The organism is Actinoplanes sp. NPDC000266, from assembly GCF_042899005.1.
In the GTDB taxonomy this organism is placed as follows: domain Bacteria; phylum Actinomycetota; class Actinomycetes; order Mycobacteriales; family Micromonosporaceae; genus Actinoplanes.
This window is the reverse complement of the sequence record NZ_JBIAZI010000010.1, coordinates 96,700-123,654: the sequence shown is the minus strand read 5'-3', so window position 1 is coordinate 123,654 and position 26,955 is coordinate 96,700. Positions and strand designations below refer to the sequence as shown.

Sequence of the window (26,955 nt, the reverse complement as noted above, 5' to 3'; positions counted from 1 at the left end):
GGGGATCTTGGGTTAGGCAGGGCAGGCTGAGGTGGGCAGGGACTGGATGGGGACTGGGGACTTGCCCTGGGGCTTTGATTTTCCGGCTATCAGCTGGGCGGCTGCGGTCAAGGAGAGCCTGCTGGAGGAGTACGTGGCGATCAAGGTTTTGGAAGTTGAGGCGGCCAGGATGTGGGGAGTGTCCATGGCGATCGTGATGGTGGCTGTCTGGTCCAGGTCGGCGGGCTTGTCGCCGTAGCCGACAAGGCGGATCACTGTGCCGCCGGTGGGCTGGACTGTCAGGCCGGCGGCCTGTAGTTCCTTGGTGAGGGTCAGCTTGGCGGTCTGGCGGACGTCGTCGGCTGAGACCGAGACCGGGCCGGTGGCCAAGGGGCCTGCGCAAGGGCCTCGGAGGACGGTGACTGCCGCGGCGGCCAAGGGGGCCACGGCGGTGGCGTGGGCCGGGGAGCCGACGGTGGTGATGTCGGGGCGGGGGGCGGCGGGCTTGCGGAGCTTCAGGGTGAGGATTCGGGTCACCGCCTCCACCAGGCGTTCGCGCTTGAGGGTGCCGTCCTTCAATGCCGTGACGATGCCGTCGCGGGCGGCGGTGATGTTCGGGGGCATCAGGAGCATGTCGTTGCCGGCGTTGAGAGCCCGTACGGCGGCCTCGCCGGGGGGCCACGTCATGGCCGGCGGCATGTTCATGGCGTCGGTCACGGCCACGCCGGTGAACTTCAGGCGGCCGCGCAGCTCGTCGGTCATGACCTTGTGCGAGAAGGTGGCGGGGACGCCCTTGTCCAGGGCTTGAACGTCCAGATGGCCGGACATGACGATGCCGGCGCCGGCGTCGATGCCGGAGCGGAAAGGCGGCAGGTCCTGGGTGTCCCAGGCGGCGCGACTCTGGGTGACCACCGGCAGGCTGTCGTGGCTGTCGCCGCTGGTGTGGCCGTGGCCGGGGAAGTGCTTGAGGCCCGCTACGACGCCGGCCTTCTGGAGGCCGCGGACGGCGGCGGCGACCTGGGTGGCGTTGGCCTTGGCGTCGGCGCCGAACGAGCGGGAGCCGATCACCGTGTTGTCCGGTGGGCCGAGGGTGTCGGCGACGGGGGCGAAGTCGGCGGTCACGCCCATGGCGGCGAGCTCGTCGCCGGCGGCGCGCCAGGCGTTCTCGGTCAGCTGCGGCTTGGCGGCGGCGCCGGCCGCCATCGCCGAGGGAAGCATGGTGACGCCGTTGGTGACGCGGGTGACCACGCCGTACTCCTGATCAATTCCGATCATCAGCGGGGCGCCGCCGGGGGTCTGCGCGGCCGCCGCCTGTAGGCCGTCGGTGAAGGCGCGAACCTGCTTCGGGTTTTCGACGTTGGTGGTCGGGTTGGTGGCGCCGGTCGGGTCCTGCGCGGTGAAGCTGACCAGGATGAGGCCGCCCAGGTGGAACTTGGCGATCATCTCGGCGGGGGTGTTCACACCGGCCAGCCCCTGGTTCCCGGCCGCCGATGTCTTGTCGACGCTGGTCGCGGAGCTGCCATAGGCGTACGGCATAAGAACCTGCCCGGCCAGATCAATGTCGGACATCTGAGCCAAGGCGGCGGCGACAGGATCACTCGACGTGACGGAGGGTGACGGAACCGCGGACACGCTCTGTTGCGGAGGTGCGGCGGTGGGCGCTTCGTCGCTGCATGCCGCGGCGGCTAGGAGCAGGGGTACGACCAGAGCGGCGCGAGCATTCCTCATCACGCCAGCCATCGAAGCAGCACCCGTCGAGCCCCGCCCGTCCGGGGCCCGGACCCGGGCGCCCGTTCGAGGGCACCCGGGCGTGGCCGGGCCGCGGTCAGCCGACGCGGGTCAGAAGTGTGACAGGAGCGCCGTCGCCGGCGTAGCGGTACGGCTCCAACTCGGCGTCCCAGGCGGTGCCCAGCGCCTTTTCCAGGGCATGGGAAAGGGCCTCCGGCGCTCGCGCGGAGGCCATGATCGCGCGCAGCCTGTCCTCGCCGATCTGGATGTCCCCGGAAGCGCCCATGACCCCGTGGAACAAGCCGCGGCCCGGGACGTGCATGAAGCGCTCGCCGTCGACGCCGGGGCTGGGTTCCTCGGTTACCTCGAAACGGATCATGGGCCACTGCCTGAGGGCAGCAGCCAGCTCGGCGCCTGTGCCGGCCCGCCCGGTCCAGCTGCACTCGGCCCGCCGCATGCCGGGATCAACCGGCTGCGCGGTCCAGTGCAGGGTGACCGGCGCGGTCAGCACACGCGCGATCGCCCACTCGACGTGCTGGCACACGGCGAGTGGAGTCGAGTGGACGTATACGACGCCACACGTTGGCACGGTGACCTCCCGGAGACCGAGGTGCGTCTTCCCCTACGACCTCGACCGCGGTTGATCGTGTCCCATGATGCCGGTTGGTACGGATGGTGCGCCAGAGAATCGGCAACATCGACATCGGATCGGCCGTAGTGGCACACCCGTTACAACGCCTCAACCTGCTCGGACGGCACGGTCGGCCGAGCATCGTGTAGTGTTGGAACGGCCTTTTTTCTGTTTTCCTCAAGGAGTCCCGCCGTGGCGAGCAACACCTCAAAGACCGCCCGCGCATCAGTCCGCGCCGGACAGGGTTCGGGCGGCGCCCTCAGCGTGCTGGGCGAGTACAAGTACCTCATCCCGCTCGCCAACGGCCGCTTCGCGTACGTGCGCAACCTGACCAATGGCAAGACCGCGCACCTCAAGACCGACTCCGAGGCGTTCGTCGAGGAGATCCGTCTCCTCGCCGCCGCGGGCCACGGCGCCAAGATCCGCGCCGAGCTCGAGGCCCTCGGGACCGCCCACCCGCAGGACGGCTGGGACGCCACCGAGAAGCGCCTGGTCGAGGCCGGCGTCTTCGAGGGCTGAGCCCCCTCCAGCACCGCGGTCAGCCGTCACCTGGACGTGACGCTTGCCGGCTGAGCCCGTTCCGCCCTCGCCGGGCGGGCGGGCTCGCTCTGCTGCGGGCTCGCCCTCAGCCGTACAACGAAATTGGCGCCCCTTGGCCTTGTGGCCGAGAGGCGCCTTTTTGCGTTTGGTGAAGATCAGCCCACGGAGATCATCCGGGGATGATACCGACAAAGCGGGCGGCGACTTTCTGTGACGCCGCCTGCGGCACCCACACGGAGAGCTGGTCAGGGCAGGATCTCGACCAGGCCGGTGTCCAGGTCGTAGACGGCGCCCACCACGTCGGCCTGACCGGCGGCGATGGCGTCGGCCACCACGTCGATCGCCTGCATGCGGCGGACCGTACGGCTCACGTGAGCCCGCATCGCCTTCTCGGGGGCGTCCGGGTCGTCGACACCCACCGCGCGTACGGCCGGGGTGATCTCATCCACCAGGTAGCCGATGTCGCCGGCCGGGTGAGCGCCCGCGCGCAGGGAATCCACCGTCGCCGCCACGGCGCCGCAGCGCTTGTGGCCCAGAACCACCACCAGCGGGACGCCCAGGGCCGACACCGCGAAGCCGACCGAGCCCAGGACCGCGCGGTCGACCACGTGGGCGCCGGAGCGGACCACGCAGATCGAGCCGAAGGTCTGGTCGAAGATCGCCTCGAGGGGCACCCGGGAGTCGATGCAGCCGATCACGACGGCGTGCGGCTGCTGACCACCGGAGGCGGCGGCCGCGGCGGCCACCTGATGGCCGTGCTCGGGGTGGCCCGAGACGAAGCGCTTGTTGCCGGCCAGCAGCTCGGCCAGGGCGTCGGCTGCGGAAGTGATCGGGGCGCTCGGTGCGGCTGCCGGGTCCGTCGTCATACGAGGATTCTCTCCCCGCACGGCGATGTGAACAGCGAGTGCGAGGCAACTCACGTAGAGCGCCAGGGCCGAAGGTCCCGGATCTGGCAATTCGGTCGATCAGGAGTGATGATTTGTACCCGTGGGTATCTACGGGGCGCGCAAGTTCCCGGAGGTGCCCCGATGCCTGAGCTCACCCTCAGCGACGGCGTGAACCTGCACGTCGAGATCCACGGTGAGGCCGACGCCCCGGTCACCGTCGTGCTCGTGCACGGCTGGTGCCTCGACCGGCGTACCTGGCGACAGCAGGTCGCCGCCCTGCGTCATCGTGGGCGGCGCCGCCCACGGGTGATCACCTACGACGCGCGGGGACACGGCCGCTCCGGCGCGACCGAGCTCGGCGGCGCCACTCTGGGCCGGCTCGGCGAGGATCTCGCCGAGGTCATCAGGACGTACGCCCCCAGCGGCCCCGTCGTTCTCGCGGGGCACTCGATGGGCGGGATGACCATCATGGAGTACGCCCACGCGTACCCCGAGGAGTTCGCCGGCCGCGTGGCCGGCCTTCTTTTTGTCTCGACGACCGCCGAGGGCCACACCCACACCCGGTACGGGCTGCCGCCCCGCCTGGCCGCCCTGATGAGAGCAGGCGAGACGATCGGGGCAGGCGTACTGGCCCGCTCCGGCCCATGGGCGCCGCACAGGCTCCTGTTGCCGGCGTTGCGCCCGGCCGTGCGCTGGCTGCTGTTCGGCGACGACCTGGACGACAAGGCACTGCAGGTGACGATGCGCTGCGTGGGCCGTACGTCACTGCGCTCGATAGGCGGTTTCCGAGCGTCGATAGGCGCCCAGCAGCGCCTGGACACGCTGGCGGCGCTCAGAGGGGTCCCGGCCGCGGTGCTGGTCGGCGAGCGTGACCGCCTGACCCCACCCGCCTGCGCCGAGTCGATCGCGGAGGCCCTGCCCGGCGCCACCCTGACCGTCCTGCCGGGCGCCGGCCACATGCTGACGCTGGAACGCCCGGACGACGTCTCGGCCGCCCTGGCCACGATCGTGCGCCGCGCGACCCGCCCCCGACGGAGCCGCCGCCCCACACAGCGCCTCGACGAGGCCGCATAGCGCCCGGTTGTCCACAGGGCTGGCGGCTGTCCACAGGGCCCGCCACGTGATCGCGCGGTTTCCATAAACTGGAGCTGGCGGGGGCCCCCAATGGGAGGGCGGGCTGTGTGGGTTGGCCCGCAGAAGGCAGCTCGGGGCGACGGCGCGGCCCGGGAGGCGGCGCGGCCGGGGAGGCGGCGCGGGGAGGCGGCGCGGGGAGGCGGCGCGGCGCGGTGGAAACGGCGCGACCCGGGCGATGGCGCGGGAGGTACGCGGCGCTGAAAGGCCGCACGACGCGGAAGGCCACGCCGGAAGTGCCGGTCCGGAACGCGCGTGGCGCGGAAGGCCATGTGGAAGGTCTGCGGCGCGGAGATTCCGGTCCGGAGGTGCGCGGCGTGGAAGGGCACATGGAAGTGCGCGGAGGGGTGGCGCGTAAGCGCGGGGCCGGACGGTGTGCGGCGCGGAGGTGCGGGCCGCACGGTGCGTGGCGCGGAGGTGCGGGCCGCACGGTGCGTGGCGCGGAGGTGCGGGCCGCACGGTGCGTGGCGCGGAGGCCGCGTCGGAGGTGCTCGAACGCGAAGCTCGAGGGCGTCAGCGGGCCCGGCGCATGAAGGTGAGCGGGCCGGGGAAGCCAGCCACAGCGGTGCGGCGCGCGGAGGTCCAGCGGGCGGCAGAGGCCGTTTGACGGGGTGCCGTCGGTGGATGTGGGAAGGGCCGCGGTTGGGGAAAGGTTTGACTTGGAGGCGCGTATGCGGGGGTCGGAGCAGACGCGGGGTGCGTGGGGGGAGTAAGTTCGATTGCCCCCTGCACGTGGGGGCGCGGACATAGGGAGATCCACGGAGTTGAGCGACGCCACCGTCCTGCAACAGGAGATCGCGGTCGAGCAGGAGCATGTGGACCGGGTTTACTCCCGGCTCGCCGAGCTTCGCCGGGATGCCTCGCGCGCTGAGAAGGAGGGCTACCAGCTCGCCGGCGTCGGTAACTTCGGCGCCCTGGTCGAGCGGGATGCCATGGTCTTCCACGCTGCCCGGCGCCGGCATGCTCTCGACACCGAGTACGAAGGGCTGGTCTTCGGGCGCCTCGATCTCAAGACCGGGGCCACGCATTACGTCGGGCGCATGGGTATTCGCGACGACAGCTCGCAGCCTCTCGTCGTCGACTGGCGGGCGCCCGCGGCCGCCGCCTTCTACCGGGCCACCGCGGCCGAGCCGCTGGGGGTCGTGCGGCGGCGGATGATCCAGTCGAGCCGGGAGCGGGTCACCGGGATCGAGGATGATCTGCTCGATCCGGACGCTGCTCCGGCCGACATGCGGGTCGTCGGTGACGGCGCGCTGCTGGCCAGCCTGTCCAAGGCGACCGGGCGGGGCATGCGGGACATCGTCGCCACGATCCAGCGCGAGCAGGACGACGCGATCCGCAGCCCGGCTGGAGGGGTGACGATCGTGACCGGCGGGCCGGGCACCGGCAAGACCGCCGTCGCCCTGCACCGTGCGGCCTACCTGCTCTACTCCGACCGGAACCGGTTCGCCGGTGGCGGCATCCTCGTCGTCGGGCCCTCGGGCGTCTTCGTCGAATACATCGCCACCGTGCTTCCGTCGCTCGGCGAGGACACCGCCACCCTGCGTTCTCTCGGCACGCTCGTGCCGGGCTTCGACGCGACCCGGGTCGACCCGAGCGACATCGCCGCCATCAAGGGCTCCCTGCGGATGCGCCGGGTGCTCGAGCGGGCCTCGCACGACGCCGTGCCGGACGGGCCGACCGAGCTGCGCATGCTCTACCGGGGGACGCTGCTGCGCCTCGGCAAGGACGAGCTCGACAAGATCCGCCGGGCCGCCCTGCCCCGTGGGGCGCGGCGCAACGAGGTCCGCGGCGTGGGCTTCGACCGGCTCTTCGACGCGCTGTGGGCGCAGGCCCGTCAGCACAAGGTGAGCGGCCTGCCCGAGAAGCGCGAGTTCGAGTCCGAGCTGGCCGACCGGGGCGACTTCCGCGACTTCCTGCGCGCCTGGTGGCCGCGTTTCACGCCGATGCGGGTGCTGCGGTGGCTTGCGGTCGCGCCGCGCCTGAAGTCGTACGCCAATGGGGTCCTCTCCCGAGAGGAGATCGCCCGGCTGCAGGGGTCGTTCGACGCGCTGGCGTCCGAGGGGCCGACCATCGCCGACGTGGCGCTGCTGGACGAGCTCGACGAGATCCTGGGCCGTCCCCGGCAGGCGGCCAAGAAGACCAAGAATCCCTTCCATGTACGGGACGGGATCCAGGAGGTCAGCACGTACGCCGACCGCCAGGCCGCGCAGCGGGCCCAGCAGGTGCAGCGCGAGGAGGACTACCGGGAGTACGCCCACGTGGTCGTCGACGAGTCGCAGGACGTCTCGCCGATGCAGTGGCGGATGATCGGGCGCCGCGGCTCGTACGCGTCGTGGACGGTCGTCGGCGATCCGGCGCAGACGGCCTGGGCCGGTGACCCGGCCGAGCTCGACCGGTCCCGCGACCGTGCGCTCGGCTCCCGCAAGCGCAACAGCTACGCGCTCACCACGAACTACCGCAACTCGTCGGAGATCTTCGCGGTGGCGGCCGAGGTGATCCGCGCGATCATGCCCGACCTGCCGCTGCCGCGGGCGGTGCGCAGCACCGGCGTGGATCCGGTCGACCTGGTCGCCGGCGCCGCCGCGCTGCCCGATCTGGTGCGTGAGGTGACCGAGAAGCAGCTGGCGGACGTCGACGGGACGATCGGCCTGATCACGCCGGTGCCGCGCCGCGACGAGATGGCCGGCTGGGTGGCCGGTCTGCCGGAGCGGGTCCAGGTGGTCACGGCGCTGGAGGCCAAGGGCATGGAGTACGACGCGGTGGTGCTCGTCGAACCGGCGTCCCTCACCGGGGACGCGGCCGGCATCCGCACCCTTTACGTCGCCCTCTCCCGGGCCACCCAGCGCCTGACCACTGTCGGAACCGTCGCCGATTGGCTTCCTAGGGGATAGGAACCCGCACTGCCGTGTACGTGGTCTCCGGCGTGGCCGGGGTGGTGAACCGGGCGTTCGGCAGGTAGAACCGCTTGCCGTACTCGGCGATGGTGGTCGGCACGTCGAAGTTCGGGTTGCCGGTCCGCGAGACGACCGTGCCCGCGGTGCCGGACCGGTTCAGCTCGATCTTGGTGATCACGTTGAGCCGGTTCTGCACCACGTACAGGGTGCGGCCGCGCAGCCAGAGGCCGTCACCGTTGACCACGTTCTCGGCGCCCAGGTCGATCAGGGTGGCCTTGCCGTCGTACGTCACCCGGAAAAGCTTTCCGGTGTTGCTCTGGACGACGATGAGCGCCTTGCCGTCCGGCGACGGCGCGATGCCGTTGGCGTTGTTCCCGGTGGTGTAGGCGATGTCACCGGTCAGCGGGACCGCCACCGGCGCCGCGGGCAGCTTGCCGTGCCGGCCGAGCGGCAGCTTGAACAGCACGGGGTTGGTGGAGTCGGTGTACCAGGCGGCGCCGCCGGTGAGCACGACGTCGTTGATGAAGGACGGGACGGTCTGGAGGGTGTACGACTTCAGCACCGCACCGCTGCGGGTGTCGATCACCCGGGCGTTGCCGCCGTTGCCGCCGGCCACGAACAGCCGGCCGTACTTGTCGATCTTCATGCCGAGCGACTGGGTGCCCGGTCCCTGGCTCAGCACCGAACCTTTGCCGGTGCGGAGGCTGACCCGGTAGATGTCGCCGTCGACCCGGGAGCCGAAGTAGGCGTACGGCTTGTCGCCGATGGCGATGCCCTCGGGCTGGAACCCGTCGGGCAGGGCGAGCACGGAAGGCCCCCGTGCGGGGGAATGAGCGGCCGCGGGCGACGCGGCGCCGACCACGGCGAGCACCGTTGCCATGACAATCGCGAGGGTACGTCTGGACACGGAGATAGGTCCTTTCCAGGCGGGGCTTTTGACTTGTCCAAGAGTTCATACCCCACGGGTCTGACAATGGTTCGACCTTGCACACATAGCAATGTCCGCATACATTGGCGGAGGCTTACGGGGCCGACGGAAGGTTGATGCATGGGAGCCGGGCACGACCACGGTGGGCAAGCGCTGAGGGCAGGAGCGAAGCATCGCTCCCGCCTGTGGTGGGCCGCCGGCCTGCTCGCGGGATTCATGGTCGTCGAGGCCCTCGCGGCCTGGGCCACCGGCTCGCTGGCACTGCTCTCCGACGCCGGGCACATGTTCACCGACGTCCTCGGCATCGCCATGGCCCTGGCCGCGATCACCGCGGCCGGCCGCGCCGCCACCGACTCGCAGCGCACCTTCGGCCTCTACCGGCTCGAGGTGCTGGCCGCGCTGGCCAACGCCGTGCTGCTCACCGCCGTCGCCGGCTTCGTGGTCGTGCAGGCCGTGCGCCGATTCACCGACCCGCCGGACGTGCCGGCCGGCTCGATGCTGATCGTCGCGGCCGGCGGCCTGATCATCAACCTGATCGCGTTCGGGCTGCTCCGCGAGGGCGCGCAGGAGAGCATCAACGTCCGCGGCGCCTATCTCGAGGTGATCGGCGACCTGCTCGGCTCGGTCGGCGTCATCCTGGCCGCCGCGGTCATCGGGCTGACCGGCTGGTCGTACGCCGACCCGATCGTCGCCGTCATCGTGGCCCTGCTGATCCTGCCCCGCACCTTCGCGCTGGGCCGCTCGGCCGTGCGCATCCTGGTCCAGGCCGCGCCGCAACATCTGGACATCACCCGGGTCCGCGCCCGCCTGGCCGCCGTCCCGGGCGTCTGCGACGTGCACGACCTGCACGTCTGGACCCTCACCTCGGGCATGGACGTGGCCTCGGCCCACCTGAGCCTGGAACCGGCGGCCGAGCTCGGCACCGTGCTCTCCACCGCCCGCGACGCGCTGCACGACGACTTCCACATCGAGCACGCCACGCTCCAGGTCGAGCCGGTCGGCGCGAACGGGCGGTGCTCCCCCGCCGGTTGGTGATCCAAAGAGTATGGCGATCATCACACCTCAAGGTGCACCCTGATCACATCGGTCACCGCGTCCGCCGACCTCCGTCCGGAACCCGGCCTGCTAACTACGCTTGGTGACCATGCGAACACGGGAGGACACCAGCATGACCATGGTCATCCACCAGCCGCGGGTGGCGTGGGACGGCGCCCGGGCCTTCGTCCGGGCCGCCGGCAGCCCGCAGTCCGAGGCGTTCGCCGCCCGGGTGCTCCGCCGGCTCGGCAGCGAGACCTACGGCCACTTCGCCGACACCCGCCAGCGGCTTCTCACCGCCCTGGTCGAGACCGGCGGCGACCGCTACGCGGCCGACGTCGAGGCCGGCAAGTGGCGGGTACGCCTGGAGGACCTGCTCCGCACCCGGCCCGACCTGACCGGCGAGATCGTCGGCCTGACCAACGAGGCCCTCGAGATCTGAATCGGCGCGATGGGTGCCGCCGGCTACTTTTGCGGGAATCGGCACCCATAGCGAGACTTGCGGCTTAAATGTCGTTTATGGGCGACGCTCGGGTCATGGTCTTCGCGCCGGCACCGCAACTGACGGTGACGATCGAACAGCAACACGACGTACCGGAACTTCACGTCCACCCGGGCGGCCAGGGCATCTGGCAGACCCGGATGATCACCTCACTCGGCGCCGAGGTGACACTCTGCGCGGCCGTGGGCGGCGAGGTCGGCCGGGTGCTCAAGCCCCTGCTCGACTTCAAGGGCGTCCAGCTGCGCACCGTCCCGCGCGAGAGCGGCAGCGGCTGGTACGTGCACGACCGCCGCGACGGCAAGCGCAAGGAGATCGCGGAACAGCCCGGCGCCCCGTTCACCCGGCACGAGCTCGACGAGCTCTACAACCTGGCCCTGGCCGAGGGCCTGCGGGCCGGCAACGCCATCCTCAGCGGCCCCGCGCACCCCTCGGTGATCCGGGCCGACGTCTACGGCCGCCTCGCCAAGGACCTGCGGGCCAACGGCTGCCGGGTGATCGCCGACCTGTGCGGCAACCACCTCAAGGCGGTCCTGAAGGCCGGCCTCACCGTCGTCAAGATCAGCCATGAGGAGCTGATCAAGGACGGGCTGGCCAAGGACAACTCCGAGAAGCAGCTGACCGACGCCCTGCTCAAGCTGCACGACGACGGCGCCGAGTCGGTGCTGGTGTCGCGGGCCGACGCGGGCGCGCTGGCCATGTTCAACGAGGAGATCTACCGGGTCGGCATCCCCAAGCTGTCGATCGCCGACCATCGCGGCGCCGGCGACTCGATGACCGCGGGCGTGGCCGCCGTGCTGGCCAAGGGCGGCGACATGCACGACGCGGTCCGTACCGGGGCGGCCGCCGGTGCGCTCAACGTCACCCGGCACGGACTCGGCACCGGCCATCTGGACGCGGTCCAGGTGCTCACCGAGCGGGTCAAGCTCACCCCGATCAAGAAGGCGTGATGACGAGAATCCTGGTCACCAACGACGACGGCATCGACGCGCCCGGCCTGCGGCACCTCGCCCGGGCCGCGGCCCGGGAGGGCCACGAGGTCGTGGTCGCCGCGCCGGTCACCGAGGCGAGCGGCAGCAGCGCCGCGATGACCGCGGTCGAGGAGCACGGCAAGATCATCCTGCACAAGCGGGAACTGCCACACGCCAAACACATTCCGGCGTACGCCGTCGCCGCCTCACCGGCGTACATCGTGCTCCTGGCCCTGCGGGAAGCCTTCGGCGAACCACCGGAGATGATCTTCTCGGGCATCAACCGGGGCGCCAACGCGGGCTCGGCCGTCGTGCACTCGGGGACGGTCGGCGCCACGCTGACCGGCTCGTACGCCGGGCTGCACGGGATGGCGGTCTCGCTCGACGTGCTCTCGCCCCGCGCCTCGTCGGCCCGCAGCGGCGGCGCCGCCCTGGCCGCCCTCGACCACGAGGAGGACGAGAAGCGGCACTGGGAGAGCGCGGCCGAGCTGGCCGTACGGCTGGTGCCGACGCTGCTGCACACCCCGGTCGGCACCGTCTTCAACCTCAACGTGCCCGACCTGCACCTCGACGGCATCCGCGGGCTGCGGCGGACGTCACTGGCCTCGTTCGGCCAGGTGCAGGTGAGCATCGCCGAGGCCGGCGAGGGATTTGTGCGGACCGCCGTGCAGGCCGCCGACGAACTGCTCGAACCGGACACGGACCTGGCCGCGCTGGCCGAGCACTTCGCCGTGGTCACACCGATCCGCCCGCCCGTGGAGGCGGTGGACGTGCGCATCAACCTGGAGACGATCCAGGTCCACGCGCCGGCGCTGTCCTGACGGTCAGCTGCTGGCGGCGGCCGGCTGGGCCGTGCCCTCGGCGAACGGCTCGGGGTTGCCGAACAGGCCGAGAAGGCCGGTCACCCAGAGCTGGCGGTGAGCGAAACGGCTGGGGCGCGTGACGACGAGCTTGACGTCGCTCACCGCGGCGAGCTGGAAGGCGGCCACGAGGGCGCTGATGCCTACGGAGTCGATGAAGGTGACGTTCTGAAGGTTGAGCTCGATGCGGCCGGGCGGCCCGGCGGCGAGCTGCTCGCCAACGGCCTCACGGATCTCGTACGCGTTCTCGACGTCGATCTCGCCGTTGGGCGAGACCTCCACCACATCGCCGGCAAGCGTCGACGTCATTATCGACAGCGTCACGCCAATTCCCTCCACCCACCCGGAATCTCCAGGCGTCGTTCCTCCACTGCACTGACCACTGCACGGCGTGTCGACGCCGTCGTCGCCCGCGCTCGAGGGTGACCAGCTCTGATAGAGCTAAACCCACCTCGAAAGGTTCGGTGAGACTGACCGAAAGGTTAGGCCGCGAACCTGTTAGGCACCTGAGTGCCTCGTGTGAACCGGGTCAAGACTACCGGGGCGTGGCAAGTCGTTTCCGAAACGTGATGGCGTCCACACGGGACACGTTTCACCAATGGCGCACATGGGCAGGGTTAACGATGTAGGCGAGCCGCAGGAGGAGACATGTTCACCAGCAAGAGCAAGGCCGAGCGTACGGCCGCCCAGGCCTGGGACTACCTGTCGTCCGCCATGGCCGCGGCCGGTGACAGCGCCAAGGACACCGCGGACCTGGCGGGCAAGGCGGGCCGCAAGGCCCGGAAGGCCAGCCGCAAGGCGAGCAAGCAGAGCTACAAGCTCGCGGGCAAGGCCAGCGACAAGGCCGACGTGGCCTGGACCAGGGCGAACGCCGCGTACGGGGCCCTCGCCGGCCGTCGGCCGGGCCGCCCGTGGGGCCTGATCGTGGGCGTGGGCCTGCTCGGGGCCGCGATCGGCTGGGCGGCGGCGAGCTCGGCGCGGGCCGCGCTCGAGCGCCAGGCCGAGAACGAGGAGCTCGAGCTGGCCGAGACCGCGGTCGTGGTCACCCCCACGTACGACACGAAGTAGCACCGACACCCCTTGATCCCTGGTCGCCGGACGGAGCCCTTTGCCGCCCGGCGACCAGGCATACCCAGAAACTGGCGCTTTCCCGACAAATCGGGCAGGGTGTGTGGTCGGCCGAAGGCGGCCCCCTGCCGATCGGCGGGAGTCGCTAAAGTTGAGCGCTGCTCGGCTCTCACGTTTCTCACCGCTGTGGCCCCGCCACCCGATTAGATAAGGTCCCTTGGTGCTCACTGCGGGACACCTCCTGGGCAACCGATACCGGTTGGACGAGCGCATCGCCACGGGCGGCATGGGTGACGTCTGGCGCGGCACCGACGTCGTGCTGGGCCGCACCATCGCGGTCAAGGTGCTGCGCTCCGCCATGCTGTCCGACCCCGAGTTCGCCGCCCGGTTCTACGGCGAGGCCCGGATGATGGCGGCGTTCCGTCACCCCGGCGTCGTGGAGGTCTACGACTACGCCGGCGCCGACGAGGACGGCGGTGAGGACTCGGTCGCCTATCTGGTGATGGCCTACGTGGAGGGCGAGCCGCTCTCCACCCGGGTCAAGCAGGGCCCGATGCCGGTGGCCGAGGTCATGTCGATCGTGGCCCAGGCGGCCGAGGCGCTGCACGCGGCCCACCTGAACGGCACGGTCCACCGCGACGTCAAGCCCGGCAACCTGATCGTGAAGCCGAACGGCACGGTCGTGCTCGTCGACTTCGGTGTCGCCCGGTCGAACGCCGTGACGAGCGTCACGGCGGTCAACGCGATCGTCGGCACCGCGCTCTACATGGCGCCCGAGCAGGTCGCCAAGGGCAACGTCTCCCCCGCCACCGACATCTACGCGCTGGGCGCGGTCGCCTATCACTGCATCTCGGGCCACCCGCCCTTCGACGGCGACAACGCCCTCCAGGTCGCATTGCGCCACCTCGAGGACGAGCCCGAGCCGCTGCCGGCCGAGGTGCCCGACGAGGTCGTCCACCTCATCTACAAGGCGATGGCCAAGCAGCCGGCCGACCGGTTCGAGACCGCCGCCGAGTTCGCCGAGGCCGCGTTCGCGGCGGCCGGCCCGCTCGACTGGAAAAGGCTCACCGGCACCCTGAAGGTCGCCCCGCTGAGCCCGGCCGCCCCGACCCGGGCCGTGCCGCTGCCCCGCGACCTCCCCCTCGCGCCCGCGCCCGCCGCCGCCACCACGGCGGCCCGGCGCCCGCCGCGCAGCCAGACCGCGCTGCTGATCGCCGTGGTCGCCCTGCTCGTGCTCGCGGGTGGCCTCGCCTTCGCGATCGCGTTCACCGGCGACGGCAACGACGACGCGAAGAACAACGACAACGGGACCAACAACGCCCCGGTCCCGACCGCGTCGGCCGAGCCGACCACCGAGCCGACCGAGACCACGCCCAGCTCCGAGGAGACGAGCCGCCAGACCAACCGCGGCGGCAGCGGCCAGTCCCGTTCGTCCAGCCCGACCCCGTCGGTGACCGCGACCTCGACGGCGCCGACCACGCAGCCCACCACCACGCCGCCGACCACGAGGCCGACCACCACGGCCCCGACGACACAGCCGACGACCACCCCGCCCACCACGCCGCCGACCACCCCGCCGACGACGCCGCCCACCACCCCGCCGACCACACCCGAGGCCGGCGGCGAGGGCGCGGGCACGAAGCCTTGACCCTGACACGGTGTCAGGCCTCAGGCTGAGCGGACTGTGTTTTCCATCGGAGAGTTCGCCGGCCTGGGCCGGGTGTCGGTGCGCATGCTGCGCCACTACGACGCCATCGGCCTGCTTCGTCCCGCCCACGTCGACCCGCACAGCGGCTACCGCTTCTACACCGCGGCCCAGCTGCGCCTGCTCAACCGGGTGACCGCCCTGAAGGACCTGGGCTTCAGCCTGCACGAGGTGCAGACGCTGATCGACGAAAAGGTGGAGACGGCCGAGCTGCGCGGCATGCTGCGCCTGCGCCGGGCCGAGCTGGCCTCGCGCATGCGGCAGGACACCGCGCGCCTGGCCCAGGTCGACGCGCGCCTCCGCATGATCGAGAGCGAGGGGCACATGGACACCGGAGACGTCGTCCTCAAGACCATCCCGGCGTTGCGGGTGGCGCAGCTGTCCGGCACGGCCGAGGGCTACGACCACCCGACGTCGATCACCGAGAACCTCACGCCGCTCTATCCGCGCCTCATGGAGCTGATGGAGAAGCACGGCGTGGCCATGACCGGCGCGCCGCTCGCCTGGTACGAGCCGGCGCCCACCGAGCCGGGCGACGAGACGATCAGGGTGCACGCGGCGTTCCCGATCGGCGGGGCCGAGGTGGGCGCGGACGCCGGCTTCGAGGTGGTGGAGCTGCCCCCGGTCGAGCGGGCGGCGACGGCGCTGCACCACGGCTCGATGTCCGAGGCGTTCCGCACCGGGCAGAAGATCGCCAACTGGATCGACGACAACGGCCACCGGGCCATCGGGCCCGGCTTCGCCCGCGAGGTCTACCTCGACTGCCCGCCGGGCGACTTCGACAAGTGGGTGACCGAGCTACAGGTTCCCGTGAGAACTGCTCCCGAAAACTAACCTAAAGAAGCGAAAGACGCGGCCGATGGGTCGCGCATGACCTATCCGACGGCACCGCCCTGGGCCATCCCGCCGTCGCGCCCGGAGGCGGCCGAGGCTGAGCCCTGGTCCCCTCCCGGCCGGCTGCTCGTGGCGTACCCCGAAGAGATGGACCCGACCGCGCGACCGCAGGCACCCTCCTGGCTGCCGGTGATCCTCTGGACTCTCCTCGGCGTCCTGCCGGGGGTCGTCTCGGCGACGCGCCGGGCCCGGGAGGCCCGGCGCGGACGCCACGAGGGTCACCCCTATTGGATCGTGTTCGGCGCGACCGTCCTGACGACGGTCGCGCTGGTCATCGCCCTCCTGGAGAAAGCGATCTAGAAGACGACCGGCACGCCCTCGCGGACCAGCTGCCAGTTCCTGACATAGAAGTCGGCCGGGTTGATCGAGCCCTTGGCCTGGGCCCAGTCGATCAGCAGCTGGCGGATCTCCTGCTGCGCGTTGTAGACCTGCGTCTTCACGATGCCGGGGAAGTTGCCGCCGCCGGAACGCCGGTAGTTGTTCACCGCCACCACGAAGCGCGCGGCCGGGTCGACGTCGGCCCCGGCGATCTGGAGGCGGGTGATCCGCGACCCGACCGGCTTGCTGATGTCGATGTCGTAGTCGGCGCCGGAGAACACGTCGTAGTTGTAGTCCGGGACGGCCGGGTCGCTGATCGCGGCCGGGTCGACCGGTGCGCCCGGCGCCAGCGTGACGAAGAACTTCGCCGAATATTCGAGGTACGCCTTCACCTCGGCGCCGGTCAGCACGACGGCCTCGAGCGTGTTGTCGTAGATGTAGAGCCCGGCGACGTCCTTGATCCTGACCTCGCCCTTCGGGAACACGGCCGTACGGCTGAACGGCGCCGCGATCGACAGCACCGGCAGGCTCGCGTACTCGGTGCCGGCCAGGGCCGCGGTCACCGTGTCGGTCTGCACCTTGTTGATGTAGTCGAGGATCGGAGTGTCCTCGTAGCGCGAGGTGACGGCCGAGAGCTCCTCGGTCGAGGTGGCCACGACCTGGTTGACGTACGCCACGGTCTTGGTGTGCTGGCTCTTGACCGCGGCCAGGACCTTGGGGTCGGCCTCGACCGTGTTGGTGTTGAGCGTGACCGCCGCCTTGGCCGTGATCTGCCAGCGGCCCTTCTCGCGCACCAGGTCGAAGTCCATCTTCGTGAGGCGCTGGCCCCACTTCGACGGCTCCGACATGAGCACCTGCCGCCCGGTCTTCGTGTTCGTCACGAAGCGCTGCGCGATCTCCTGGTGGGCGTGGCCGAACAGGATGGCGTCGATGCCGGGCACGTTCTGGGCGATCAGCGCGGCCGGGTTCTCGTTCGGCAGCTCGGGACCGTAGCTCGACGTGCCGCTGTCGCCGCCGTGCGCCGAGATCAGCACGATGTCGGCGCCGCGGGCCCGCATGACCGGCACCCACTTGGCCGCCGTGCTCACCATGTCGAGGAAGTTCAGCTTGCCCTCGACGTTGCCCTTGTCCCAGATCGCCACGCCCGGGTTGGTGAGGCCGAGGATGCCCACGCGCAGGGTCGGCGCGTGCTTACCCAGAGAGACCTTCTTGATGATGTACGGCGTGAAGGCCGGCCGTCCCGTCCTGGCGCTCACCGCGTTCGCGGCCAGGGCCGGGAACCCGAACTGGCGGATCCACAGGTTCAGCAGCGGAAGGCCGTAATTGAACTCGTGGTTGCCCAGCGTGATGGCGTCGTAGTGGAGCACGTTCATGGCCCGGGCCATCGGGTGCTTCTCACCGGTCGTGGTGATCGGCTCCTGCTTGGCGTAGTACGTGGCCAGCGGCGTGCCCTGGATGGTGTCGCCGGCGTCCAGGACCAGGGTCGCGCCCTTCGCCTCCCTGCGCAGCTTGGTCACCAGGGCCGCGAGCTTGGCGACACCGACGTCGTTGTGCGCGCTGTCGTCGTACTCGGCGTCCTTGTAGTAATCCCAGTTGTAGACGTTGCCGTGGGTGTCCGATGTGCCCAGCACCGTCAGGTGATAGGTCTCCGGGCCGTTCTTCGGGTGGGCCTGCGCCGCGTCGGAGACGGCGAGCGGAGCCGCCACCGTCGCCGCCGAGGCGGCCAGGACGGTACGCCGCGAGAGGGTCATGTCGGGGCCTTTCAGGTCTTGAACCTAACCAACGCACACTAACCGTCTTCGATAACCCCGTGATCACATGACGTCCGGTACCTGGATCCCCAGGAGATCGAGCCCGAGGGTGAGCGTCCGGCCGGTCCGCTCGGCCAGGGTCAGCCGGCTCGCCCGGACGTCGCCTTCGGACTTGAGGATCGGGCACTTCTCGTAGAAGTGGGTGAAGGCGACGGCGAGGTCGTGCAGATAGCCGGCCAGCCGGTGCGGCTCCCGCAGGCCCGTCGCGGCCATGACCGCCGGTTCGAAACCGAGCAGCGCCAGGGCCAGCCGCCGCTCGGCCGGGTCGCTGATCCGGACGGGACCGGGCGCGGTGGTCGCCCTGTAGAGGACGGAGCGGATCCGGGCGACCGCGTACTGCAGGTAGGGGCCGGTGTTGCCGGTGGCAGCGAGCATCCGATCCCAGTCGAAGACGTAGTCGCCGTGCCGGTCGCCGGCCAGGTCGGCGTACTTGACGGCGCCGATGCCGATGGCCGGGCTGGTGGCCCGGCCGACCGCCTCGTCGAGCAGGTCGGCGAGCTTGATCGTGTCGCCGGCCCGGGTCTTGAGCATCTTGCCGTCCGGGCCCAGGATCGATCCGAAGCCGATGTGCTCGACCGCCGTCCCGTCCAGCCAGCCGGCGGCCCGGGCGACGGCGAAGACCATCCGGAAATGCTGCTGTTGTGGGGTGCCGACGACGTACAGAAGCCTGGTGGCCTTGAGCTCCCGCACCCGGAACCGGAGGGCGGCGAGATCGGTGGCGGCGTATCCGAAGCCGCCGTCGCTCTTGCGCACGATCAGCGGAAGCGGTTCGCCGTCCCGTCCGGTCTCGCCGGGCGGGAACGCGCAGAGGGCGCCCTCGCTCTCGACCAGCAGCCCCTTGGCGGTCAGCTCGTCCACGACGCCGGCCAGCAGGGGCTGGTAGAAGCTCTCACCGGTGAAGTCGTCCCGGGCGAGGCCGATACCGAGCCGCGCGTAGGAGTCCATGAAGGACTGCTCGGACTGAGCGACCAGCCGTTCCCACAGCGCCCGTGAGGTGGGGTCGCCGCTCTGGAGGGCGACGACCCGCAGCCGCGCCCGGGTCCGGAAGTCGTCGTCACCGTCGAACCGGGCCCGGGCCCGCCGATAGAACTCGGTGAGGTCCCCGATCGTCGCCGAGTCATGGTCATTCCCGGCCATGTATTCGATCAGCATGCCGAACTGGGTGCCCCAGTCACCGAGATGGTTGACCCGGACCACGTCGTGGCCGGTAGCTTCGAGGAGCCGGGCCAGCGCGTCCCCGATGATCGTCGACCGCAGATGACCGACGTGCAGCTCCTTGGCCACGTTGGGCCCGGAGTAGTCGATCACGATCCGCTCGGGGTCGGCGGTTTGCGGTATTTGGGGCGGTTCCCCTTTGAGCACCTCGTCGTCGACCGTGAGGTTGAGAAAGCCCGGTCCTGACAGGTCCACTGTCGCCAAACCGGACAGGTCGACTTTTTTCGCCACATCAGTGGCTATGTCCCGTGGCGGTTTCCCGAGTTCCTTGGCCAGGCCGAGAGCAGCCCCCGATTGGAAGTCGGCGTGCTGCGACGCCCGCACCAGCGGATCAACCGGCCGCCCGGCCACGGCTTGGAAGGCCGCGGCGAGCGGCTCGGAGAGAAGTTCTTCGACATTCATGATCAGACCCATCGACGTACGGCGAAGACGGGTCGACCGGTATCGGTGAAGCGATCCGGCGGGCTCGACCCGCCGGGAGAAACGCAGAGATCAGCGGCGGTCGTCAGAACGCCGGCGTCGCTCACTGAAGGTCTGCATGGCCGCCACTGTAGCGGACGCCCACCTCGGCCACGAGCAAGTAACCGCAGACGCGCGTCAGCCGACCGCAAGGGGGTCCGCTTCCATGGACATCCGAAAGCTCGCGACCTCGCCGGCGACGACGTGACTCTGCCGAAGTGGCCACTCCCCTCAGGTCTGGGGTGAACGCCAGACTGCCGACGTGGCGCGGCGATCTTTGGGTAGGAGCTGTTGTGCCGGGTGGGCAATCTCTGCGGGACCGTGGTGGGGGCGGCAAGATGTGAAGCGTGAAGAAGCTCATCAACGACCCCGCGGTCGTGGTCGCCGAATCCCTGGACGGACTCACCCGGACGGCGGCGCCGGTGGCGCGGCTGGGCGGCTCGAACACGGCGATCCGCGCCGACGTCGGTGAGCTGCGGAGCGCCGGGCACGTCGCGGTGATCTCCGGTGGTGGGGCCGGGCACGAACCTGCTCACGCGGGATACGTCGGTGGCGGCATGCTCACCGCGGCCGTGTCCGGTGAGGTTTTCACGTCGCCGTCGGTCGACGCCGTTCTCGAGGCGATCCAGGCCGTGGGCTCGGACGGCGGGGTGTTGCTGATCGTCAAGAACTACACCGGGGACCGGCTCAACTTCGGGCTCGCGGCCGAGCTGGCCCGGTCCGAGGGGATCGAGACGGCGATCGTGGTGGTCGCCGACGATGTGGCGCTGGCGGCGGCCGATGGGGCCGGGCGGCGCGGCATCGCCGGGACCGTGCTGGTGCACAAGGTGGCGGGTGCGGCCGCCGCCGCCGGGCTTCCGCTGGCCGAGGTGGCGGCGCGGGCCCGGCAGGTGGCCGACACGGTCGGGACCATGGGGGTGGCGTTGAGCGCCTGCACCGTTCCGGCCGCCGGGCAGCCCGGTTTCCTGCTCGACGGGGACGAGGTGGAGTGGGGGCTGGGCATCCACGGCGAGCCGGGGGTGGAGCGAGGGGCGCTTCTTCCCGTACGGGCGACAGTCGCGCGCCTGGCGCAAGCGATCGTCGACGATCGCCGCGTCGAGTCCGGCGCCCGGGTGGCTGTGCTGGTCAACGGTCTGGGCGCCACCCCGCCGATGGAGTTGTCCATCATGGCCGACGCGGCCGTCCGTGAACTGACCGAACGCGGGATGCTGGTCGAGCGGCTCTGGGCCGGCAACTTCCTGACCGCCCTCGACATGGCCGGCGCCTCGCTGAGCATCCTGCCGGTCGACGACGACCTGCTGGCCCTGCTGGACGCGCCGACGTCCGCGCCCGCCTGGCCCGGCGTGGTGTCACGGCCCGGCCCGTCGACGATTCCGGCCCCGCCCACGGCCGAGACCCCGGCCGGCGAGCTGGGCGTGACCGATCCGCTGCGCCGGGCGCTGGAGGCCGTGGCCGAGACGCTGATCTCGGCCCGCGACGAGCTGACCGACCTCGACCGTGAGGTCGGCGACGGTGACCTCGGCATCAGCCTGGCCCGGGGCGCGGCCGCCATCCTGGCCGAGTGCCCCGGCTATCCCGGCGCCGAGGGCCCGGCCGCGGTCCTGCGAGCCGCCTCGGCCACGGTCCGCCGTTCGGTCGGCGGCACTTCGGGTCCGCTGTACGCCGTCCTGCTGCTCCGGGCCGCGTCAGCCCTCCCCGGCTCCTCCTCCACCAGCGGCTCGCTCTCCCCTTCCTCCGGCCCGCCTTCCCTCTCCGGCTCGCCCTCCCCATCCCCCTCCGGCTCGCCCTCCCCCACGCCGGCCGACTGGGCGGTGGCCTTCCGCGCCGCGGTGTCCGGGGTACGCGAGGTCGGCGACGCCGCGATGGGCGACCGCACCATGGTCGACGCGCTCCAGCCCGCGGCGGACGCCTTCGCCGGCAGCCTGGAGGCGGGCAACGACTGGCACTCGGCGCTGGAGTCCGCGGTCGAGGCGGCCAAGGTCGGCGCCGCCGCCACGGCCGAGGTCCGTGCCCGGCTGGGCCGCTCCAGCTATCTGGGCGACCGGGTCCTGGGCCACCCCGACCCGGGCGCGGTGGCAGTCTGGAGCTGGCTGGCCGCGCTGGCCGCGACCCTGCGACCATGAGCCGCGACGTCACGACCACGCGGGCCGCCGTCTAGGTGGCGCGCGGGGAAAGGCGGAAGCGCGCGGCAGGCGTGGGCGGAAGCGCGCGGCAGGCGTGGGCGGAAGCGCGCGGCAGGCGTGGGCGGAAGCGCGCGGCAGGCGTGGGCGGAAGTGGTGGAGGAAGCGGTGGGAATGGCCGTGGAGCGGCAACTGTGGCGGGCCGGTGAGGCGGGGGTTTTGCGGCTGCCCAGCGGGCGGCTCGTTCGGGGGCGTGGGCTACGGGAGGCCATGCCGTCGGGGCATCCGCCCACGTTCGGGGTCTATCTGCTCGGTGGTGCGCCGCCCGAGTTCGGGTGGGAGAGCCGGTGGGTCCGGTGGCCTGATTTTCGGCTGCCGGCTGACCGGGCGTACGCGGAAACGGTCTTGATCGAAGCTCTTGACCGCAGCGGACAGGAACGGGTGGAGATCGCCTGTTGGGGCGGGCGCGGGCGCACCGGAACCGCTCTGGCCTGGCTCGCTGTGCTCGACGGGGTGCCGGCGGCCGACGCCGTCGCCTTTGTGCGGGAGGGGTATCACCGGCGGGCCGTCGAGACGCCGTGGCAGAAGAGGTTCGTCGCACAGCTCAGGCACGGGGCAAACCCAGGGCGATGATCAGAAGCGGCCATTACTCTGGAGCCGCACGCCGAGGCCCTGGGGGGTTTGATGATCGTCGTGGAGCGCACCTTGGCGGTGACCGCCGCCGCCGGTCCGGTGCTCGGATATCTGACCGATTTCGGTAACACCGCGGCCTGGGATCCGGCCGTGCAGCGCACCGCCCGGCAGGACGCCGGCCCGATCCGGCCCGGCGCCAGCTGGCTTCAGGTCTGCCGGATTCTCGGGCTCACCACCGAGATGGTCTACACGCTGGTCGCCACCGAGCCCGGCCGCCTGCTCTTCCACGGGCGCAACGAGGGCGCCACCTGCACCGACGCGGTCACCGTACGGCCGTTGGCCGCGGGCGCCGAGGTGACGTACCGCGTGGAGCTCGAAATGCACGGCCTGGCCAAGCTGGCCACGCCGCTGATGCGGGTCGAGTTCGAGAAGTTCGGCACGGCCAGCGCCGTGGCGCTGACCGGTGCCCTCAACGCGCTGGCCGGCATGCGGACGGCCGAGGTGCAGTTTCCCCCGGCGCCGTCCACAGTGCTCGGTGAGCTACCTACGTAGGGCCACGACCTCCAGATAGGTCGACGGGATCTTGCAGGTGCCGTCGGTGGCCGTGTTCGATCGGCCGGCCAGGGCGACCAGGTCGTCGTAGAGCGGCTTGCCGCCGTCCGGGCCGAGCGCCTCGAACGCCTTCACCGTCGGGCCGTAGACCTGCCGGAAGTAGTCGGTGAAGGCCTCCGGTGAGGCGAAGCGGAACACGAACGTCCGCACGGTCGCGGTCACCTCGGCCCGGTCGCCGAACAGCTCGCGCACCCGCGCCTCGCTGCCCCATTCGACGGGTCCGCGGATGCCGGGCGGCGGCGGAACCCGCCGTCCGACGGTGCGGAACATCTCGCCGATGAAGCCGTCGGGCGTCCAGTTGGCCATGGCGATCGTCCCGCCCGGGCGGCACACCCGGGTCAGCTCGGCCGCCACCTTCTCCTGGTCGGGGGCGAACATCGCGCCGACCACGGAGAACACCGCGTCGAAGCGCGCGTCCGGATAGGGCAGGTTCTCCGCGTCCGCGACCTCGGTGGAGATCGGCAGGTGCTCGGCCGCCGCCCGCTCCCGGGCCCGGTCGAGCAGCGCGCCCACATAGTCGGTGGCGAGCACGTCGGCCCCGCAGCGCGCGGCCGCGAGCGACGCGTTGCCCGTACCGGCGGCCACATCGAGCACGCGCGCGCCGGCCGACAGGTCGGCGGCCTGCACGGTCGCCTCGGCCATCGGGTGGATCAGGGCCGCCACGGCGCCGTAGTCGCCGCTGGCCCAGGTCTTCTGCTGTTTGGCTTTGATTCCTTCGAGTACCAGTTCCGTCATGCCTTCGACGCTAGGAATTCGCTGGTCCGAACGCATGGGGAGAGTTACCTATCTTGGCGCCGCCGCCCCGGGCGCTGACCAACTCCTCCAGCATCGGCGACGGTTGTACCCCGCACTCCCGCCACAGCTGCCGGCTGAAGGTCTGATATGCGCGCATTGCCTGCACCCGGTTGCCCTGGGCCAGATGGATGCCGATGAGCTTGCGATGGGCGCTCTCGCGCAGCGGGTCGACGCGGACCGCCTCGTAGACCAACATCATCGCCGGGCCGAAGTCGCCCGCGCGGCACAGCCAGTCGGCACAGCACTCCAGCGCCTGCAACCGAACTTGCCTGATCTCCTCCCGCTCGAAGATCAGCCATTCGTCGTCCCAGGCGGGCAACAGATCGCCGCGCAGGTGCAGCAGCTGGAGCGCGTCGTCCACGTCGACCGGAATGCCGCCGACGACCCGCGCGGCAACCGCGCGCAGCTGTTGCACGTCGACCGCCACGCCGGTGCAGAGGGCGAGATGGCTCCCCCCGTCGCGTACCACGCCGCCGCAGCGGCGCCGCACCTTGGAGAGCACCGTGCGGAGGCTGCTCGACGCGCGGGCGCCGATGACGTCGGGCCACAGCGCGCCCGCCACGGTCTGCCGCTCGGACGGGCCGAGGACGCCGAGAAACGCGAGCAGCCGCTGCTCGGAGAGCGGGACCCGGACCGCGGTGCTGTCCTCGACCAGGCTGAACGCGCCGAAGAGGGCAAGCTCGATCGGCACGCCACGGCCAACCATGGGCACCCCCTGCCACGCCGTCAACCATTCGAGGCTCACGATTGCGCGGACCGCTTGTCAAGCAACTGCCGGACGCACGTGACGCTGTGCTGACGCCGCGCTGACATGACACTGACGGTGTGGTGCGGGTGGGTCGGTAGAACGGAGTTGAATTCCCGGGCAATCGCGGGAGGAACCATGCCCTTTTCTGCTTATGGCGCGACCACGACAGTCTTTCCCGAACTGAGGGCGGTGGTGCGGCCGGAGCTCGCGGCACTGCCGGACGACGAGCTCGCCGAGGCCGTCGCGTCCGAGACCGGTGCCGATCCGATAGCCACGGAGGATTTCTTGTCCGGCCTCCGCAGCTTTGGCAAGGCGATCGTCCAGCGGCTGCCCGCCATCGCCGCCGGCGCGGCCTCCGGCGCCGCCGCAGGACCGGCCGGCGCGATCGTCGGCGGCCTGCTCGGCGGGCTGAGCGCCCAGCCCGGCGCGGGAGCGGGGCAGCAGGCGCCGAACGGCGCGGCACCGCCGACCGCCGGCGCCGGGATGCTCGGGCTGCTCGCCAACCCGGCGGTGCAGCAGGCACTCGTGCAGCTCGCGCAGAACCGGACCGGCGGACAGGTCAAACTGCCCAGCGGTGAAGACGTGCCGGCAGTGGCCTTCGCCGAGCTGTTGCGGGAGGCGGCCGACCAGGTGGTCGCCGAGCAGGCCAACGGCGAGAGCGAGCTGCCGGAATACCTGGCGGAGGCGGAGATCCGCGACCACCGGACGCGGCAGCCCTTCTACGGGCGTTCCCGGGTCGATCCCGTCCTGAGGGCTGCGGTGCTGGTCAGAGCACTGGACCCTTCGGGCCGGCCGACCCAGGTGACCACGGTGAACCAGCAGCCGGCGTACGCGCCCCCGCCCGGATATCCGGCGCCTTCCGGATATGTGGCCCCACCGCCCGCCTACGGGCAGCCGCCGCCCGGATATGCGGCCCCGCCGCCCGCCTACGGGCAGCCGCCGCCCGCGTATCCGGCACCGGAGCCCGGCGGCGACCCGTTCGTCTCGTACGCCCCGCCCGACCTGGGCGGAACCGCACCCACCGTCTACGGCATCGAGCAGCTCTGGGAGTTCGATCAGGCCCTCGACGAGATCCTCGGCCCGGCTCCGAGTCCCTGATCGGCGGATGCCATGACTGATACTCCTTCGACGACACGCACCCGGGCCCGGGCCAAGCGCCGATCCTCCGCGGCCCGCGAGGTCGCCTCGCAGGAGCTGCTCCAGCGTCTCCTGCTGGCCCGGCTCAGCGGCGACCCCGGGCTGCGCGACCTCATGCCGCTGCTCGGCCTCGACGCCGGCGACGTCAGCCCGACGGCGCCGGTTCCGCCGGGCGGCGGCGAGATCCAGGGATACGGGGCGCTGCTCGACGCCGAGCTGAACCGCTGCCACACGGCCCTGAGGCACGTCGCGGGCGCGTTGGGCGCCTGCCCGAGCTGCCTGGGCCGCGAGCCGGACTGCTCGGACTGCCACGGCACCGGCACGCCCGGAACCCGGCCGATCGACGAGGAGGCCTTCTGGTCGCTCGTCCGGCCGTTGCTCGACCGGCTCTCCGCCGAAGCCGGCCCTCCTCAGGACGGAGTTGACCCATGACCGCACCAGTTTTCGAGTACGAGCCGGAGGCTTACCACTTCGACGGCGACAGCACGGAGGAATGGCCGGACTACGAGCCGGAGAGCCGGTCCAGCCGCCGCGGCCCGATGTACCGGCCGACGGTCGGGCCGCCGCGAACGCGCCCGTCGCAGTACGTCTCCGGGCCGGCCGCGCCCGGCACGGTATCGCGGGCCGAGCTGACCCGGGCGCTGCAACGAGTGGCGAGCGACATCGACCGTTTGAAGGGTGGCGCTCGCGCCACGACCACACAGCTCAACGATCTGGCCGACCGCACCGGCCGGGCGTTCCGCAACGTGCAGGCCGGGCAGACCCAGCAGGCCCAGCGCTTCGACCGCGGCCTGTCCAGCACGCGGGAACTGGCGGTTCTCGGCGCTCTGTTGTCCGGTGGCGGCGGCAGCGGTTCCAAGAACCTGCTCCTGCTGCTCCTGCTCGCCGACCCCTCGATGAGCGGGGGCGGCAGCACACCGGACGGCCAGGCCAACGGTGGATACGGCGGGGGCGGGATGCTCTCCGGCTCCAACGGGCTGCTGCTGGTGCTCGCGTTGAGTGGCGGGCTGAAGTGATCCGGACTCGACGGGAAGGAAGCTCGCGATGCTGAACCTCATCGGCTTGGTCATCGGCAAGGCGCTGGCCACTCGGGAGGGCGTGCCCGAGGACGAACAGGCGCCGTTCGCCCTTCTCGGCGCGGCGGCTCCGTCGCCGCTCGTGGGCGCGGTGCTCGTCTCGAGCGCGCTCGATCAACGCGCCGACCGCCCGGGCGGCGGCGACAAAGGCGGCAGCGACGGCAAAAGCGGCGGCAAAGGCGCCGGCACGCGCAGCGGAGACGGGAACCAGCCGACGGCCGCCTCGAAGACGGCCACCGAGGCCGGCTAGGCAGTGACCCGACGGGACGAGCCGTGGA

Annotated in this window: 27 protein-coding genes; 18 read left to right on the top strand and 9 right to left on the bottom strand. The window is 71.2% G+C overall.

The features are described from left to right. Window positions 1-12: 12 nt before the first annotated feature. Together ACFY36_RS35920 and ACFY36_RS35915 are read right to left on the bottom strand one after the other, a co-directional pair. Window positions 13-1,719: a glycoside hydrolase family 3 protein gene (locus ACFY36_RS35920; protein WP_499750358.1), complete on the bottom strand. Its 1,707-nt coding sequence runs from the start codon at window positions 1,717-1,719 to the stop codon at window positions 13-15. A gap of 85 nt (window positions 1,720-1,804) precedes the next feature. Continuing rightward, window positions 1,805-2,296 carry a DUF3145 domain-containing protein gene (locus tag ACFY36_RS35915; protein WP_360252233.1) on the bottom strand — a complete coding sequence of 164 codons (492 nt, stop codon included), beginning with the start codon at window positions 2,294-2,296 and terminating at the stop codon, window positions 1,805-1,807. A gap of 234 nt (window positions 2,297-2,530) precedes the next feature. Here ACFY36_RS35915 and ACFY36_RS35910 point away from each other — a divergent pair, with 234 nt between their 5' ends. Continuing rightward, window positions 2,531-2,857 carry a hypothetical protein gene (locus ACFY36_RS35910; protein WP_499750357.1) on the top strand — a complete coding sequence of 109 codons (327 nt, stop codon included), beginning with the start codon at window positions 2,531-2,533 and terminating at the stop codon, window positions 2,855-2,857. Window positions 2,858-3,123: 266 nt separating this feature from the next. Here ACFY36_RS35910 and ACFY36_RS35905 read toward each other — a convergent pair whose 3' ends face one another. Then, window positions 3,124-3,744, bottom strand: coding sequence for a carbonic anhydrase (locus tag ACFY36_RS35905; RefSeq protein ID WP_499750356.1), 621 nt, complete (start codon window positions 3,742-3,744; stop codon window positions 3,124-3,126). Between the two features lie 162 nt (window positions 3,745-3,906). On the opposite strand from ACFY36_RS35905, the gene ACFY36_RS35900 reads away from it, so the two are divergent. Together ACFY36_RS35900 and ACFY36_RS35895 are read left to right on the top strand one after the other, a co-directional pair. After that, window positions 3,907-4,839, top strand: a complete 933-nt coding sequence (locus tag ACFY36_RS35900; protein ID WP_499750355.1) for an alpha/beta fold hydrolase — start codon at window positions 3,907-3,909, stop codon at window positions 4,837-4,839. An 821-nt stretch (window positions 4,840-5,660) separates the two neighbouring features. Further along, a complete protein-coding gene (locus ACFY36_RS35895; RefSeq protein ID WP_499750354.1) occupies window positions 5,661-7,790 on the top strand; it encodes a HelD family protein in 2,130 nt (709 codons plus the stop codon). On the opposite strand, the gene ACFY36_RS35890 is transcribed toward ACFY36_RS35895, so the two are convergent. Then, window positions 7,780-8,673: an SMP-30/gluconolactonase/LRE family protein gene (locus ACFY36_RS35890; protein ID WP_499750353.1), complete on the bottom strand. Its 894-nt coding sequence runs from the start codon at window positions 8,671-8,673 to the stop codon at window positions 7,780-7,782. The two genes, ACFY36_RS35895 and ACFY36_RS35890, sit on opposite strands and share 11 nt — an antisense overlap. Window positions 8,674-8,841: 168 nt before the next feature. Here ACFY36_RS35890 and ACFY36_RS35885 point away from each other — a divergent pair, with 168 nt between their 5' ends. The 4 genes from ACFY36_RS35885 to surE all read left to right on the top strand — a co-directional run bounded on the left by ACFY36_RS35885 (window position 8,842) and on the right by surE (window position 12,047). Beyond that, window positions 8,842-9,756 (top strand): cation diffusion facilitator family transporter, encoded by a 915-nt coding sequence (locus tag ACFY36_RS35885; RefSeq protein ID WP_499750352.1) that lies wholly within the window; start codon window positions 8,842-8,844, stop codon window positions 9,754-9,756. A 109-nt stretch (window positions 9,757-9,865) separates the two neighbouring features. Then, window positions 9,866-10,198, top strand: a complete 333-nt coding sequence (locus ACFY36_RS35880; RefSeq protein ID WP_499750351.1) for a hypothetical protein — start codon at window positions 9,866-9,868, stop codon at window positions 10,196-10,198. A gap of 77 nt (window positions 10,199-10,275) precedes the next feature. Then, entirely contained in the window at window positions 10,276-11,205 is a 930-nt protein-coding gene (locus tag ACFY36_RS35875) for a 1-phosphofructokinase family hexose kinase (RefSeq protein WP_499750350.1), read from the top strand. Then, window positions 11,205-12,047, top strand: coding sequence for a 5'/3'-nucleotidase SurE (gene surE, locus ACFY36_RS35870; RefSeq protein WP_499750349.1), 843 nt, complete (start codon window positions 11,205-11,207; stop codon window positions 12,045-12,047). Before ACFY36_RS35875 ends, surE begins: the two co-directional genes overlap by 1 nt. A gap of 3 nt (window positions 12,048-12,050) precedes the next feature. On the opposite strand, the gene ACFY36_RS35865 is transcribed toward surE, so the two are convergent. Further along, complete coding sequence (locus ACFY36_RS35865) at window positions 12,051-12,410, bottom strand: STAS domain-containing protein (RefSeq protein WP_499750348.1); 360 nt, start codon at window positions 12,408-12,410, stop codon at window positions 12,051-12,053. A 324-nt stretch (window positions 12,411-12,734) separates the two neighbouring features. On the opposite strand from ACFY36_RS35865, the gene ACFY36_RS35860 reads away from it, so the two are divergent. The 4 genes from ACFY36_RS35860 (at window position 12,735) to ACFY36_RS35845 (ending at window position 16,053) form a co-directional block, all read left to right on the top strand. Further along, on the top strand, window positions 12,735-13,154 hold the full coding sequence (locus ACFY36_RS35860) for a hypothetical protein (protein ID WP_499750347.1): 420 nt from the start codon (window positions 12,735-12,737) through the stop codon (window positions 13,152-13,154). A gap of 220 nt (window positions 13,155-13,374) precedes the next feature. Then, window positions 13,375-14,802 carry a serine/threonine-protein kinase gene (locus ACFY36_RS35855; protein WP_499750346.1) on the top strand — a complete coding sequence of 476 codons (1,428 nt, stop codon included), beginning with the start codon at window positions 13,375-13,377 and terminating at the stop codon, window positions 14,800-14,802. A 36-nt stretch (window positions 14,803-14,838) separates the two neighbouring features. Further along, window positions 14,839-15,693 (top strand): MerR family transcriptional regulator, encoded by an 855-nt coding sequence (locus tag ACFY36_RS35850; protein ID WP_499750345.1) that lies wholly within the window; start codon window positions 14,839-14,841, stop codon window positions 15,691-15,693. 36 nt (window positions 15,694-15,729) lie between these two features. Beyond that, a complete protein-coding gene (locus tag ACFY36_RS35845; RefSeq protein ID WP_499750344.1) occupies window positions 15,730-16,053 on the top strand; it encodes a hypothetical protein in 324 nt (107 codons plus the stop codon). Here the strand turns inward: ACFY36_RS35845 and ACFY36_RS35840 are convergent. Beyond that, on the bottom strand, window positions 16,050-17,822 hold the full coding sequence (locus ACFY36_RS35840; protein WP_499750343.1) for a bifunctional metallophosphatase/5'-nucleotidase: 1,773 nt from the start codon (window positions 17,820-17,822) through the stop codon (window positions 16,050-16,052). The genes ACFY36_RS35845 and ACFY36_RS35840 overlap by 4 nt on opposite strands. A gap of 63 nt (window positions 17,823-17,885) precedes the next feature. Beyond that, the gene (gene argS, locus ACFY36_RS35835; protein WP_499750342.1) at window positions 17,886-19,499 is read right to left on the bottom strand and encodes an arginine--tRNA ligase; all 1,614 of its coding nucleotides are present in this window, start codon (window positions 19,497-19,499) and stop codon (window positions 17,886-17,888) included. Between the two features lie 404 nt (window positions 19,500-19,903). Here argS and ACFY36_RS35830 point away from each other — a divergent pair, with 404 nt between their 5' ends. The 3 genes from ACFY36_RS35830 (at window position 19,904) to ACFY36_RS35820 (ending at window position 22,861) form a co-directional block, all read left to right on the top strand. Continuing rightward, window positions 19,904-21,679, top strand: coding sequence for a dihydroxyacetone kinase family protein (locus ACFY36_RS35830; protein ID WP_499750341.1), 1,776 nt, complete (start codon window positions 19,904-19,906; stop codon window positions 21,677-21,679). 171 nt (window positions 21,680-21,850) lie between these two features. Continuing rightward, window positions 21,851-22,309, top strand: a complete 459-nt coding sequence (locus tag ACFY36_RS35825) for a protein-tyrosine phosphatase family protein (RefSeq protein ID WP_499750621.1) — start codon at window positions 21,851-21,853, stop codon at window positions 22,307-22,309. 51 nt (window positions 22,310-22,360) lie between these two features. Further along, window positions 22,361-22,861, top strand: a complete 501-nt coding sequence (locus ACFY36_RS35820; protein ID WP_499750340.1) for an SRPBCC family protein — start codon at window positions 22,361-22,363, stop codon at window positions 22,859-22,861. On the opposite strand, the gene ACFY36_RS35815 is transcribed toward ACFY36_RS35820, so the two are convergent. Both ACFY36_RS35815 and ACFY36_RS35810 read right to left on the bottom strand, forming a co-directional pair. Next, window positions 22,850-23,656 carry a class I SAM-dependent methyltransferase gene (locus ACFY36_RS35815; protein WP_499750339.1) on the bottom strand — a complete coding sequence of 269 codons (807 nt, stop codon included), beginning with the start codon at window positions 23,654-23,656 and terminating at the stop codon, window positions 22,850-22,852. The genes ACFY36_RS35820 and ACFY36_RS35815 overlap by 12 nt on opposite strands. A gap of 10 nt (window positions 23,657-23,666) precedes the next feature. Continuing rightward, window positions 23,667-24,407, bottom strand: coding sequence for an AfsR/SARP family transcriptional regulator (locus ACFY36_RS35810; RefSeq protein WP_499750338.1), 741 nt, complete (start codon window positions 24,405-24,407; stop codon window positions 23,667-23,669). Between the two features lie 192 nt (window positions 24,408-24,599). Between ACFY36_RS35810 and ACFY36_RS35805 the strand changes: the two genes are divergently transcribed. The 4 genes from ACFY36_RS35805 to ACFY36_RS35790 are packed head-to-tail and all read left to right on the top strand — an operon-like array spanning window position 24,600 to window position 26,927. Then, window positions 24,600-25,562 (top strand): hypothetical protein, encoded by a 963-nt coding sequence (locus tag ACFY36_RS35805; RefSeq protein WP_499750337.1) that lies wholly within the window; start codon window positions 24,600-24,602, stop codon window positions 25,560-25,562. A 12-nt stretch (window positions 25,563-25,574) separates the two neighbouring features. Beyond that, window positions 25,575-26,033: a hypothetical protein gene (locus ACFY36_RS35800; protein ID WP_499750336.1), complete on the top strand. Its 459-nt coding sequence runs from the start codon at window positions 25,575-25,577 to the stop codon at window positions 26,031-26,033. Continuing rightward, window positions 26,030-26,617: a hypothetical protein gene (locus ACFY36_RS35795; protein WP_499750335.1), complete on the top strand. Its 588-nt coding sequence runs from the start codon at window positions 26,030-26,032 to the stop codon at window positions 26,615-26,617. Before ACFY36_RS35800 ends, ACFY36_RS35795 begins: the two co-directional genes overlap by 4 nt. 28 nt (window positions 26,618-26,645) lie before the next feature. Beyond that, a complete protein-coding gene (locus ACFY36_RS35790; RefSeq protein WP_499750334.1) occupies window positions 26,646-26,927 on the top strand; it encodes a hypothetical protein in 282 nt (93 codons plus the stop codon). Window positions 26,928-26,955: the final 28 nt, after the last annotated feature.

Excerpts from the sequence above, each read along its gene's own strand:
- ACFY36_RS35805 (WP_499750337.1), top strand. The coding sequence starts at position 24,600 with ATGCCCTTTTCTGCTTATGGCGCGACCACGACAGTCTTTCCCGAACTG.
- ACFY36_RS35860 (WP_499750347.1), top strand. The coding sequence starts at position 12,735 with ATGTTCACCAGCAAGAGCAAGGCCGAGCGTACGGCCGCCCAGGCCTGG.
- ACFY36_RS35900 (WP_499750355.1), top strand. The coding sequence starts at position 3,907 with ATGCCTGAGCTCACCCTCAGCGACGGCGTGAACCTGCACGTCGAGATC.
- ACFY36_RS35800 (WP_499750336.1), top strand. The coding sequence starts at position 25,575 with ATGACTGATACTCCTTCGACGACACGCACCCGGGCCCGGGCCAAGCGC.
- ACFY36_RS35920 (WP_499750358.1), bottom strand. The coding sequence starts at position 1,719 with ATGGCTGGCGTGATGAGGAATGCTCGCGCCGCTCTGGTCGTACCCCTG.
- ACFY36_RS35875 (WP_499750350.1), top strand. The coding sequence starts at position 10,276 with ATGGGCGACGCTCGGGTCATGGTCTTCGCGCCGGCACCGCAACTGACG.
- ACFY36_RS35885 (WP_499750352.1), top strand. The coding sequence starts at position 8,842 with ATGGGAGCCGGGCACGACCACGGTGGGCAAGCGCTGAGGGCAGGAGCG.
- ACFY36_RS35840 (WP_499750343.1), bottom strand. The coding sequence starts at position 17,822 with ATGACCCTCTCGCGGCGTACCGTCCTGGCCGCCTCGGCGGCGACGGTG.
- ACFY36_RS35845 (WP_499750344.1), top strand. The coding sequence starts at position 15,730 with ATGACCTATCCGACGGCACCGCCCTGGGCCATCCCGCCGTCGCGCCCG.
- ACFY36_RS35905 (WP_499750356.1), bottom strand. The coding sequence starts at position 3,744 with ATGACGACGGACCCGGCAGCCGCACCGAGCGCCCCGATCACTTCCGCA.
- ACFY36_RS35825 (WP_499750621.1), top strand. The coding sequence starts at position 21,851 with ATGGCCGTGGAGCGGCAACTGTGGCGGGCCGGTGAGGCGGGGGTTTTG.
- surE (WP_499750349.1), top strand. The coding sequence starts at position 11,205 with ATGACGAGAATCCTGGTCACCAACGACGACGGCATCGACGCGCCCGGC.
- ACFY36_RS35795 (WP_499750335.1), top strand. The coding sequence starts at position 26,030 with ATGACCGCACCAGTTTTCGAGTACGAGCCGGAGGCTTACCACTTCGAC.
- ACFY36_RS35815 (WP_499750339.1), bottom strand. The coding sequence starts at position 23,656 with ATGACGGAACTGGTACTCGAAGGAATCAAAGCCAAACAGCAGAAGACC.
- ACFY36_RS35880 (WP_499750351.1), top strand. The coding sequence starts at position 9,866 with ATGCGAACACGGGAGGACACCAGCATGACCATGGTCATCCACCAGCCG.
- argS (WP_499750342.1), bottom strand. The coding sequence starts at position 19,499 with ATGAATGTCGAAGAACTTCTCTCCGAGCCGCTCGCCGCGGCCTTCCAA.
- ACFY36_RS35820 (WP_499750340.1), top strand. The coding sequence starts at position 22,361 with ATGATCGTCGTGGAGCGCACCTTGGCGGTGACCGCCGCCGCCGGTCCG.
- ACFY36_RS35790 (WP_499750334.1), top strand. The coding sequence starts at position 26,646 with ATGCTGAACCTCATCGGCTTGGTCATCGGCAAGGCGCTGGCCACTCGG.
- ACFY36_RS35890 (WP_499750353.1), bottom strand. The coding sequence starts at position 8,673 with ATGGCAACGGTGCTCGCCGTGGTCGGCGCCGCGTCGCCCGCGGCCGCT.